General features: G+C 45.8%; 6 protein-coding genes. 2 read left to right on the top strand and 4 right to left on the bottom strand.

Going from position 1 to position 12,494, the window contains the following annotated elements; genetic code table 11:
• Positions 1-6: 6 nt before the first annotated feature.
• The 4 genes from GD630_RS15785 to GD630_RS15770 are packed head-to-tail and all read right to left on the bottom strand — an operon-like array spanning position 7 to position 7,060.
• Entirely contained in the window at positions 7-1,272 is a 1,266-nt protein-coding gene (locus GD630_RS15785; protein WP_143869245.1) for a glycoside hydrolase family 88 protein, read from the bottom strand.
• A 34-nt stretch (positions 1,273-1,306) separates the two neighbouring features.
• Complete coding sequence (locus GD630_RS15780; protein WP_143869247.1) at positions 1,307-3,199, bottom strand: alpha-L-fucosidase; 1,893 nt, start codon at positions 3,197-3,199, stop codon at positions 1,307-1,309.
• Between the two features lie 12 nt (positions 3,200-3,211).
• The gene (locus GD630_RS15775; protein ID WP_143869250.1) at positions 3,212-5,584 is read right to left on the bottom strand and encodes a glycosyl hydrolase family 95 catalytic domain-containing protein; all 2,373 of its coding nucleotides are present in this window, start codon (positions 5,582-5,584) and stop codon (positions 3,212-3,214) included.
• A 42-nt stretch (positions 5,585-5,626) separates the two neighbouring features.
• Positions 5,627-7,060 carry an alpha-L-fucosidase gene (locus GD630_RS15770; RefSeq protein WP_143869252.1) on the bottom strand — a complete coding sequence of 478 codons (1,434 nt, stop codon included), beginning with the start codon at positions 7,058-7,060 and terminating at the stop codon, positions 5,627-5,629.
• Between the two features lie 331 nt (positions 7,061-7,391).
• On the opposite strand from GD630_RS15770, the gene GD630_RS15765 reads away from it, so the two are divergent.
• Together GD630_RS15765 and galB are read left to right on the top strand one after the other, a co-directional pair.
• Complete coding sequence (locus GD630_RS15765; protein WP_143869254.1) at positions 7,392-9,728, top strand: alpha-N-acetylglucosaminidase; 2,337 nt, start codon at positions 7,392-7,394, stop codon at positions 9,726-9,728.
• 130 nt (positions 9,729-9,858) lie between these two features.
• Entirely contained in the window at positions 9,859-12,474 is a 2,616-nt protein-coding gene (gene galB, locus GD630_RS15760; protein ID WP_143869256.1) for a beta-galactosidase GalB, read from the top strand.
• Positions 12,475-12,494: the final 20 nt, after the last annotated feature.

The following is a 12,494-nucleotide window of genomic DNA, read 5'->3' as shown; positions in this document are numbered from 1 at the left end:
TCTCTTTTAGAATAATTTTCCGGTTTTCTCCAATCTGTCTTTTCTTAGCAAAGCTTCGATAAAGTAATAATCGGCATAGACGATAGGTACGTCCACTTCCACATTTGTCGGTTTGGTACCTGTACTGTGAAGTAACAGGAAACCATTGTCATGCCCCATAGTAGCCCGATAATTCTTGGACAGGTTCTCTAGTATTTTATCCGCCCGTTCTTTGTCACGTTCGGCATTTTCAGGATCATATAAGCTGAGTTCGTAGAGTGCTGAGGCAATTATCGCCGCTGCCGAAGCGTCACGAGGCTCGTTCGGAATCTCCGGAGCGTCAAAATCCCAGTAGGGGACATAGTCTGTCGGCATATGGGGGTGATTGAACAGAAATTCTTCCACCTTCTTTGCCTGTTGCAGGAACTCCGGTATTTTCGTTTCCCGATAACACATGGTATAGCCGTACAATGCCCATGCCTGTCCGCGCGACCAAGCCGATTCATGTGATAGTCCCTGATGCGTATTCTTTTTCAATACTTTTCCGGTGATGGTGTCATAATCGATCACATGATAGCAACTGTTGTCGGGGCGGAAATGATTCTTTAAAGTTGTCCGTGCATGGTTGACGGCGATATGGTAGAAGGTGGAATCATTGCTTTCACGGGTAGCCCAGAACAGGAGTTCAAGATTCATCATATTGTCGATAATGACCGGACACTGCCATTTCTTTTGATTGTGGTCCCACGAACGGATAATACCCGCCTGCGGCTTGTAGCGACCTGCCAATGTACGTGCTGACTGCAACAAGATTTCTTTATACCGTTCATCCTGAGTCAGCCGGTATCCGTTGCCATAACTGCAATACATTTTGAAACCCATATCATGTGTCTTTCCATTCATTTTTTCCTGTTCCAGCATATCGGTGTGTTGCTGCGCTTTCTTTTTCCAGAAATTGTTCTGAGTGTATTCGTAGACATACCACAGTTCTCCCGGAAAGAAGCCACTGGTCCAGTCTTTGGAAGGAACCAGATGTAAGGTACCGTCCGGTTCGGAATTGCGGGGATTGGTAAGTTCTCCCCAACCGTTCTTTTCCCGTTTCTTGCGGCTCTCGGGTGTTTCGTTGGTACGGGCATAGTCTATCTCGTCAAAAGCAACACGTAGTTGCAATTGTGCGAACATCATATTATCTTCTACCAGCGTGTTCCCGAGTTTGGGAGTGCAGGAAGAGGCTAATCCGATCCACAATCCCAAGGCGAGAGTATGTGATATGCGTTGTATTCTTCTTTTCATATATTTATGTATTTAGTCTGAGTATTTTCCGGTTTCATTTCTCCAGACGGACTGCAATAGGGTTCATGTATTGATTTCCTTGATATTGTTTGCCTTTCAGGTTGCATTCAAATGCTCCTTCGGGTAAGCTTATTTTGCCGATCCGGATACTGCTGCTTCCCTTCCTCTCGTGATAAGGAGGATAGTTTGCTTCAAATATTTTTCCGTTGATTTCCACAATCACTGTTCCCTTATCATCTTTTCCGGCTGTGTTATAATCCAGATAAAGAGTGTATTCCGCCGGCTCATTGAGACGGAGTCTCCATTTCATACTTTGACTCTCATTCTTCCAGTTTTTGACATAGTTGCGATTGGGCTTGCCATCGCCATAACCGAGCCCTCTTCCTTGTAACTCTGCATCGAACGTATAGAGTACATTTGTTTGTCCGGCGTCAAGCAGGCGGATCGGGTTGGGAAGTTTCTGTTTGCCCAATACCAAAGCAATGACTGAATTTATACTATCCGGGGCTTTGGCGGGAACTGTCAGTTCGTAGTCATCCGTATTCAGACGTTTGAACTGGACAGAAGCCTTTTTATCTGCGAGAAACCATCCTTTTCTAATGTCGGAACGTAATCCGCCGATAATCAGTTTGCTGTCAGCAGGCCAGCGATAGACGTGAACATATAGAGTATCTCCTTTTAAAGTCGTTACTCCCCAAGGTTGTATAGGCAGGTTAGTCCGCCGGGTGCCATAGATACTTTCTCCATTTACTTTCAACCACTTTCCGATTCCTTGAAATACCTCTATGTCTTTTGAATCCCATTGTCCGTTCCCCATCGGACCGACGTTCATCAGAATATTCCCACCTTTGGAAGCGGCGCTAGCTAACAACTGAACGAAGAAAGGTACGGATTTGCGAACAGTATCTACCCGGCTATATCCGTATGATTCGTTGGTAGTGGGAATGGATTCCCAAGCTCCTTTGGTGGGGAAGAAAAAGGCAGACCGGTCGCCCGTATTGCGATAATCACCCATATTCTGTGAGCCGAATCTCACTAATCGTCCGTTGACTACAATTTTATTTTCCCGGTCAACCTCCCGAATTGCTTCCAGAATACGGATATTCAGATAAAGCGGAAGTTTGCTAGGGGTATCGAACCAGAGGATATCCGGATCATACTTCTTGACAAGCTCCTGTATCTGAGGTATTGACTTTTCGTTCACGTATTTTTCTGCTCTAGGTAGAAAATTGCGGCGTTCCCCTTTCCACCAGTTAGCTCCGCCCAGCAACTTGTCTCCGCCCGGGTTATCATAATCCCAATCATTGCCCGGAGCGTCCGGATGTTCCCAATCGAAAGCGTGCGAATAATAGAAACCGAACTTGATTCCGTATTTCCGTGCCGCTTTCCGCAATGCTTCCATCGGATCTTTGCCATACCGTGTCATCCGCATATCGTAAGGATAGGCATCGGACAGATACATGGCGAAACCATCGTGATGTTTGGCTGTGATGATGAAATACTTCATTCCTGCTTCTACCGCATGACGTACCCATTCTTCCGCATCGAACTCGGTGGGATTAAAAGGAACAACCAGTTCTTTTTTGTATTGTTCCAGAGGAATGCGGCCTTTACGCATCAGGTGTTCGGTATATCCTCCCAGCTCTTTACCTTTCCAAATACCTGCCGGGACGGAATACACTCCCCAATGGATGAAGCAACCGAATTTTGCTTCATTGTACCATGCCATACGGTTGTCGTAATTCTTACGTGATTCTTTCCACCATCCGTTGCCTGCTTTTACAATCGCCTCTTTATCTTGGGGAAGCTGTGTATTGGCAGGCACCTCAAGTCCTTGTTCATCACCATTCTGTGCTTGAACGTTGAAAGTGATGTTGCTGATAGCGAGGCAACAAGCAAATGCGATGGATTTATGATAACTTTTCATAGCATACATTTTTTATTTCAATGAATAGGTTTCTCCTTTTTTAGTCTCTATCACCTGTTCTTCTTTGGAGAATCCCTCCCGGATACGGCAGGTGCCTCCCAGATTTGAAGTGACGGATAACCGGCTGATTTTTCCTTTTTTCCATTCCATGTCGATTGTAAAACCACCTCTGGCACGGATACCACGGATACTGCCTTCCTGCCAGTTGTCAGGTAATGCCGGCAATAGGTGGATGTATCCTGCGTGGCTTTGCAGGAGCATTTCTGTAATGCCGGCGGTAGCACCGAAATTACCGTCAATTTGGAAGGGTGGGTGAGCGTCGAATAAGTTGGCGTATGTGCCGCCTCCTTTGATACTGACTTGGGTGGCGTCTACATATTTAAGTCCGTTTTGTAGCATAAGCAATGCATGATTACCGTCATGCAAGCGTGCCCAAAAATTGATTTTCCATGCCATAGCCCATCCTGTTCCGCCGTCTCCGCGTAGTTGGAGTGTACGGCGGCAGGCATCAGCCAGTTCAATATCCTTTTCAGGGATAATCTGTTTTCCCGGATGGAGAGCGAACAGGTGGGATACGTGCCGATGTTGAGGATCTATTTCCTCAAACTCTTTTTCCCATTCCAATAACTGTCCTTTGGAACCGATATGTAACGGCTGGAGATCGGCACGTACTTCTTCCAATTGTTTCCGGAAAGCAATGTCCGTATTCAGAATGCGGGAAGCCTCAATACAGTTGGTCAGCAAATCCCAGGTAAGACCGAGATCCATGCCGGAAGAACGGCTTAGTTCGGCGTCTTGTGTTACTCCGTTCTTGTCTGTATAGCGGAATCGGTTTTCAGGAGAAGTGGAAGGATTGGTTATCCATTTTCCGGTTTGCGGGTCTTTTTGCAGCCATTGCAACAGAAACTCTGCCGCTCCTTTCATAATCGGATAAGCGGTTTGTGATAAATAAGTCCGGTCACCTCCGAAGGCATAATGCTCCCATAAATGTTGACAGAGCCATACACCTGCCATAGGCCAGCACGACCATCGCGGTGAACCTTTCGGGTCGGTTTCATATCCTCCGGTAGGGGCTGTCTGCGCCCATGCATCCGAATTGTGATGGGCCAACCAGCCACGTTCCATTCCGTAGTTGATTCTGGCAGTCCGGGCACCGTTCACGGCAAGCCGTTGGATGAAATCGGAAAGAGGCAGAAAACATTCCGGCAAGTTAGCTGTCTCCGTCAGCCAATAATTCATTTCGGTATTGATGTTCGTAGTATAGTTCGACCCCCAAGGCGGCTGTACAAGCGGATTCCAGATTCCTTGTAAGTTGGCGGGGAGTCCGCCGGGACGGGAAGAAGCAATCATCAGGTAACGTCCGTACTGATAATAAAGTTCCAGTAATCCGTTGTCGGAAGGGGCTGAACTGAATTGTTTTACTCGCAGGTTGGTAGGTAACTTTTCCTTTTTAGGCGTACCCTTGCCAAGCGATAGTTCTACGCGGTCAAAAAGTTGGCGGTAGTCTGCTGTATGCCGGTCCATCAGTTCCTCATAACTCCGTTTAGAGTCACTAAGTTCAATCTTCGGCTGATGAAAGTCGGTCGCTGCCGATAGGAGTAGTACTACCTCATCCGCATTTCGTATAGAGAGGATAGAATCATTGGATGCATAAGTACCTCCTTTCGGCAACAATTTGACTTGCACTTTAAACTTTAAACCTAATTGATTGTGATAAATGACTTGTCGGGGGTCGTAGTCACGGTTTGCTACATAACTGGGAGCCTTTCCGTCCAGCAAAAGTATATTCCGGTCGGTTGCTCTGACCTGGTAATGTAACAGGCTGTTCAGTTGCACGTCCAAAGAAACGGATTGCTTTTTGTCGGCTTCCAGTTTGACAACCATTACCTGGTCGGGGTATGAGATAAAGGAAGTGCGGCGGAATCTCACTCCGTCCACTTCATATTTCACCGTGGCGGTGGCATTTGAGATATTCAGATCTCTATATATGTTTTTTGGCTGTTTTTGTGCGGGTTGGGATAGCATTAAGTTCGCCATTGGCAAGTAACGAGCCGTATAAGGGCCCTGCGCATTTGCTTTCCAAAGCGCACTTGCCCGGACGTAATCACCCTGATTCACCGCTTCGCGAACCGAAGGCAAGACTTCCGCAGCTTTCGGGTTGTCGCAATCCTGAGGATATCCCGACCATAATGTTTCTTCGTTCAGTTGATATATCTCGTGTAGCGGGTTGCCGTAAACCATAGCTCCGATGCGACCGTTACCGAGAGGAAGTGCCTCTTCCCACACGGTAGCCGGTGCGTCATACCAGAGTTTGTAGTCTTTCCCGAAGCCAGCGACTGCGGAAAAGAACATCCATCCTGAAAACAATAGACTTTTTACCTTCATATTTTTCGTCTACAATTTCTTTACTTGTCCACTATTCACTATTTATTCATCTAAGATTTCGAAGGCTTTCGCTGTGTTTGAGATTAGTTGAACCGGAGGTAGTTTCACACCGAGTTCCAGTTTGATGATAGTAGCAATCTTGTCCGGAGCTTGAGAAGGCACGTTGATTGCGACACCCTTATCCGTCTTGCTGAATTTCAGTGTTGACTGGTCAGCAAGCAGTGTTGCTTTCTTCACTTTATACGGAGTCTCAAAAATCAGTTTGCCGTCCTTTGGCCATTTGAATACGGACAGATAATATACGGAATTCTTCTTCTCATCTTTGCGGATGCATTCTCCCCATTTAGGGAACACTTCGCTACGTTGTGTACCGTAAATAGCTTCACTGTTCACTTTCATCCAGTCACCTACTTGTTTCAGACAATTTAGAGCGGGAGCGGGAATGGTGCCGGTAGGGTCGGGACCTACATTAAGCAGATAGTTGCCTCCGCGAGCGGCGATTGTATTCAGGTTGCGGATAACGGTTTCTGCATCTTTCCATTTGTTCTCCCAACTTTTATATCCCCAGGAAGTACCGATATTCATGCAAGTCTCCCAGTCTACACGTTCAATGTCTTTGGCCTTCGGTATCCGTCCTTCCGGAGTTTTGTAATCACCCGGGAAATCAGGACGTTTCAGACGGTCGTTAGTGATGACCTGCGGATATTTTGCCAGCTCGTCGGTAATCTTTTGTGCGACTTCTTTGGAGATGCGGTGCGGAGTGTCCCACCACATAACGGCTACATCACCGTAATTGGTAAGTAACTCTTTGATTTGAGGCAAGGCTACATTTTTGAAATAATCCTCTATGGAAGCGGAACGTTGCAGGCAATCCCAGCCGCCGAGATTGGCTTTGGTAAACTGGTCGATGGCAACCGAATCCGGATTGGCCCATCCCTCTCTCATCTCTTTGCGGATAGTACCTCCACCGGGATTACACCAGTCTTGAGTTTGTGAGTAGTAGAATCCCAGTTTCAAACCATGCTTGCGGCAGGCTTTTGCCAATTCGTCTACAATGTCCCGTTTGAAAGGAGTGTAATCTACGATATTAAAGTTACTGGCCTTACTTTTGAACATGGCGAACCCATCGTGATGTTTCGTCGTGAAGATGATATATTTCATTCCCGTATTCTTGGCGGTGAGCACCATTTCTTCGGCATCGAACTTGGTCGGGTTGAAAGTACTTGCTTTGGCACGGTATTCGCGTACGGGTATCTTGCAGCGGTTCATAATCCATTCGGCTCCTCCGCGGCGCTGATTGAACCCGTTATAAACTCCGCCGTAAAGACAATAAGGTCCCCAATGTATGAACATTCCGAACTTGGCTTCGCGCCACCAAGCCATTTTCTCGTCATGGCTCAACTTCTTTTGTTGCGGTTGGGCGAATACGTTTACTGTTAATAGTAATAATAAAACTATTGATAAAACTTTTTTCATGGTGTGTGAATGTTATTCGTTGTTTAAATTTAGATTAATTTTCTGCGTCAAAACTACGACATCTTTACGAAAATGGATTATAAAGGTAAGTCTAATACTTATAAAAACTGCCATTTCATCGAAAATACTTTATTTTGCAAATAAATGGTGTAATTTTACAAGCCGGGTGGAAATAGAGCGGAAAAACACTCTTCGGTACAAGAAAATGATGTAATGATTATAAATATGTGTCAGTGTGCGGATGAGTTGTTTTTTATAAGAATCTGGCAGATATCTGCAATCTTGTTTGGAGAATGTGCCGTACTTTAGCTCCCAAAATAATAATTTGACCATGAGAACTACTGTAAGCAGTGCGGTACTGCCTATTTACCGCTATTTATTGGTTATCGGCCTTTTCTTCCTGAGCACGGCGTTCAAGAAAGAAGATACCGGTATCCGTGCCGTTTACGATTTGATAGAACGGGTAACTCCGGGCTATGGCAAACAGTTTGTGTTGGAGCAGATTCCTGCGGGTACGGACGGACAGGATGTGTACGAAATCGGTGGAAAAAAAGGAAAGGTTATCCTTCGCGGAAACAATCCTGTTTCTCTGGCTACAGCGTACAACCAGTATTTGAAATACACCTGTGGCGCGCATGTTTCTTGGTTTGGCGATCAGTTGAATCTGCCTAAAAAACTTCCCGCTCCTGTGGAATCTCAAAAAGGGATGCACGTGATTAATGGAAAGTACCGTGTTTACATGAACTACTGTACATTCAGTTACACCGCGCCTTGGTGGGATTGGAAACGTTGGGAACGCGAATTGGACTATATGGCGATGAACTCCATCAATATGCCGCTTGCGCCTATCGGACTGGAGGCTGTATGGTATAATACATTGATGAAATACGGATTTACAGACAAAGAAGCCCGTGCCTGTCTGGCAGGACCGGCCCATTCCGCATGGCAGTGGATGCAGAATATACAAAGCTATGGCGGTCCGCTTCCGTTGTCATGGATACAATCTCATGTCGAATTGGGACAAAAGGTAATTAAGCGCCAGTTAGAATTGGGCATGCAACCCATTCAGCAAGGTTTCTCCGGCTATGTTCCCCGCGAGATGCGACAGAAATTTCCGAAAGCGAAGATCAGTAAACGCGGAGGCTGGTGCGGTTTTCAGGGAGCTGCCCAACTCGATCCGACCGATCCTTTGTTCCAATCTTTCGGACGTGACTTCATGGAAGAGGAGAAAAAACTCTTCGGAGCACATGGTGTTTATGCAGCCGACCCTTTCCACGAAGGTAAACCACCTGTTGATACTCCTGAATATCTAGGTGCGGTTGGAAAAGCGATTCATCAGCTTTTCAAGTCATTCGACCCAAATGCTTTGTGGGCAATGCAGTCATGGAGTTTACGTGAGCCGATAGTGAAAGCTGTTCCCAAATCGGATTTGCTCATCTTGGACTTGAACGGCGGACGTTGTAATAAGACACATAAGGAGGAGAAGGATAACAAGAATGCTCCTGTCTGGGGATATCCGGTCGTGGCGGGCAATCTTCATAATTTTGGCGGACGTATCAATATGCACGGTGATTTGCGCTTGATAGCTTCCAATCAATATGCCACTTCCCGTAGCAAATGGGACAATGTATGTGGTTCGGGTTTGTTTATGGAGTCTATCATTCAGAATCCGGTTTTCTATGAGTTGGCGTTTGAAATGCCGCTTCATGCAGGGGAAGTCAATATTGAAGAGTGGTTGGCGGGATATGCGGCACGCCGTTACGGAGCGCCTTCCGAAAAGACGGCACAGGCATGGCGATACTTGCTCGAAGGCCCTTATAAGAAAGGAACGAATGGAACGGAGCGCAGTTCGATTATTGCAGCCCGTCCGGCATTGAATGTCAAGAAGTCGGGACCGAATAAAGGATTGGGCATTCCTTATTCACCACTATTGTTATGGAAAGCCCAGAAATTACTTCTGGAGGAAGCAGATAAAATGGGAGCTTCCAAACCTTACCGTTTCGATCTCGTCGATTTGCAACGCCAGATATTGACTAATCTGGGACAGGTGATGCACAAACGCGCTGCGGGTGCTTTCCGTAAGAAAGACCGTAAAGGCTTCCTGTTGCATAGTAACCGTTTCCTCGAACTGATGCACGATACGGATGTGTTGCTCCGTACCCGTGAAGAGTTCAATTTCGATAAATGGCTGACTGATGCCCGCAGTTGGGGAACTACGGAAGAAGAAAAGAATCTGTTTGAGAAGGACGCCACTTCATTGGTTACTATCTGGGGTGGTGACGGTGATCCCCGTATTTTCGACTACTCTTGGCGTGAATGGAGCGGGCTGATTGAGAACTTCTATCTGAAACGCTGGAAAATGTTCTACGATGAGATGTTGGGCTATCTTGACCGTGGCGAGGAATATAAGGAGGAAGGTTTGCCGTTAGCTTACGGTCGTGAAGCTTTCCGCGCAAATGAGCTCTACAATAAGATGGGAGACTGGGAGATGAGTTTCGTCTCTACATACAACAAAGCACGTACCCCGATTACTGAGGGCGATGAGATTGAAACGGTAAAACGTCTCTTTAAGAAATATTTGGAAATTTCTAAAGACTATTACTCTAAGGAAATGGCTGCCGATAAGATAAAAGATGGCAAGTCGTTTGAGAATCTGGGAGAAGACTGATTCAGGATACTTGAATCTATCGTTTTTGACATAAGAAAGTTGAAGTTGACTCTGCGCCATCTAAGTGAATGACATTCGCCCGATGGCGCAGGGCGTTTTATACCATGTTAGCAATTAAATATTTTTATCTATGAAGAATATATTATTTTTTATCAGCTTGCTGCTCATAGAGTGGCAGATAAGCTATGCCGGTGAATTGCCTGTACGTGAGCGTATTAATATAAATCGTGATTGGCGCTATCAGGAGCATGACCCTCAAGAAGTAGATTCCGCTTTGCATTATACTCGTCTGAAGCCTTACTTGCTTCCTTGTGCCAATGATTTCATTCTTTTCGGGAAGAAGCATATACGTCCGAAAGGAAATCCGGGCAATGAGATAGCATACGTGAAACCGGATTTTGATGACAGCAATTGGAGACAATTGAATTTACCGCATGACTGGGCTATCGAAGGACCTTTTAATATTGATTATGACGGAGCGACCGGGAAACTTCCTTATTGGGGAATACGTTGGTATCGCAAAACGATTGATTTGCCGCAGGAAGATAAGGGAAAACAGATTTATCTGGACATAGATGGAGCCATGTCCTATGCATCTGTCTGGTGTAATGGTAATTATGTAGGTGGGTGGCCTTACGGATATACCTCATTCCGTTTGGATTTGACTCCTTATCTGAAAGCCGGTCAACGGAATGTATTAGCTATTCGTCTGGATAATCCGAATGATGCCTCCCGCTGGTATCCCGGTGGGGGAATTTATCGGAATGTATGGTTGGTAAAGACTTCTCCGGTACATGTGTCACAATGGGGAACTTTTGTGCGCAATGTGAATGTAACTAAGGAAAAGGCTACAATGGAAATGTCGGTTCGCATGGAGAATCATACAAATAAGGATGTTCGTGTTGCAGTGCAAACCAGTGTATATTTGCAGGATAAGGATGGAATACCTGTCGGAAAAGAAGTCGCTGATTTTCGGAATGAAGAGATAATTGTCAGGAAAAAGAGTAAGATAACGACTGCTGCACGCTTCTGTGTGAAGAACCCACAATTATGGGATATTGATGCACCGGATTGTTATGTGGCAGTCAGTCGTATTATGGTCGGTGGAAAAGAGATCGACAGGTATGAGACTTCTTTTGGGATTCGGAATGCGGAGTTTACTTTAGAAAACGGGTTTATGTTGAATGGCAGAAAAGTTCCCATAAAAGGAGTATGTATGCACCATGACTTAGGGGCTTTGGGGGCTGCGTTCAATATCGTTGCGGCTGAGCGGCAGTTGCGGATTATGAAAGAAATGGGGGCGAACGCTATCCGTACATCCCACAATCCGCCTGCACCGGAACTTGTCGCTTTGTGTGACCGCATGGGATTCCTTATGCAGTTGGAATTGGCAGATGCCTGGCGGAAAGGCAAGCGTAAAAATGATTATAGTGTATTGTTTGATGATTGGAGTGAAGCGGATATGCGTTCTCTGGTAAGGCATTACCGTAATCATCCTTCCGTTATTATGTGGAGTTTGGGAAATGAGGTTCCTGACCAATCGACTGACACGGGAGTGGAAATAGCTCATAAGCTTACTGCATATAGCCATGACGAAGATCCTACACGTCCTACTTCCTATGGCTGCAACCGAGGAGATATTGCGTATCGTGAAATTGTGAATCATGTGGATGTTTTCGGACAGAACTATCATCAGAAAGTGTATGGCGATTTTTTGAAACAAAATCCGACACGTCGTTACCATGCCAGCGAGACTTCTTCCGCCACCAGCTCGCGTGGAGAGTATTTCTTTCCTGTGAATACACGGGCCAGTGATAACCGTGCGAATTTCCAGCTTTCTTCTTATGATATGAAAACCGTAGGGTGGGGATGTATGCCCGAAGATGAATTTGTCATGCTTGAAAAATATCCTTCAATGAGCGGAGAGTTTGTGTGGACAGGATTCGACTATCTGGGAGAGCCTACGCCCTACAATAAAGATCTGACTAATCTTTTGAACTTCAGCGATCCGAAAGACCGGGAGAAAGCTAAAAAGGAATTGGAGGCATTAGGCAAAATCAAGTCACCTTCCCGTAGTTCTTATTTTGGTATTGTCGACTTGTGTGGTTTCCCGAAGGACCGTTACTACTGTTATAAAAGTTATTGGCGTCCGGATGTGCCTACGGTACATATCCTGCCCCATTGGAATTGGGAGAATCGTATCGGTGAAATAACTCCTGTATATGTTTATACTTCTGGAGATACTGTGGAACTTTTCCTGAATGGAAAGTCTTTGGGACGGAAAGAGAAATCGCATGCTTACGATCGTTTGAGATGGATGGATGTGCGCTATGAGCCCGGTGTACTGAAAGCGGTGGCCTATAAAAACGGGAAAAGGTGGGCGGAGGAAACGGTGGAAACAACCGGGAAACCGGCAAGAATACAAGTCACTCCGGAAAAAAACGCATTGAAAGCGGACGGTTCCGACTTATCATTTATTCGTGTGACAGTTGTAGACGCTAAAGGCCGTATGGTTCCCCGTGCAAATAACCATTTGAAGTTTTCTGTCTCCGGTCCGGCAGAAATTGTCGCTACGGATAATGGTGACGCTACGGACCTGACTTCTTTCCAATCATTGGAACGGAATGCTTATAACGGAATGGCATTAGTGGTTCTTCGCAGTGCTTATCAGGGCACAGGTAAAGTGGTGCTGACAGTAAAAGCGAAAGGACTGCCGAAACAGAAAGTTGTATTGTCTTTGTATTAAATAATGTCTATAAAAAAGGA

This window comes from Bacteroides zhangwenhongii (assembly GCF_009193325.2).
Classification (GTDB): Bacteria; Bacteroidota; Bacteroidia; order Bacteroidales; family Bacteroidaceae; genus Bacteroides; species Bacteroides zhangwenhongii.
Note: the sequence above shows the minus strand (reverse complement) of the source record. Positions and strands in the feature narration are given on the sequence as shown.

Coding starts and splice junctions, on each gene's coding strand:
- GD630_RS15765 (WP_143869254.1), top strand. CDS start 7,392: ATGAGAACTACTGTAAGCAGTGCGGTACTGCCTATTTACCGCTATTTA.
- GD630_RS15770 (WP_143869252.1), bottom strand. CDS start 7,060: ATGAAAAAAGTTTTATCAATAGTTTTATTATTACTATTAACAGTAAAC.
- GD630_RS15775 (WP_143869250.1), bottom strand. CDS start 5,584: ATGAAGGTAAAAAGTCTATTGTTTTCAGGATGGATGTTCTTTTCCGCA.
- GD630_RS15780 (WP_143869247.1), bottom strand. CDS start 3,199: ATGAAAAGTTATCATAAATCCATCGCATTTGCTTGTTGCCTCGCTATC.
- galB (WP_143869256.1), top strand. CDS start 9,859: ATGAAGAATATATTATTTTTTATCAGCTTGCTGCTCATAGAGTGGCAG.
- GD630_RS15785 (WP_143869245.1), bottom strand. CDS start 1,272: ATGAAAAGAAGAATACAACGCATATCACATACTCTCGCCTTGGGATTG.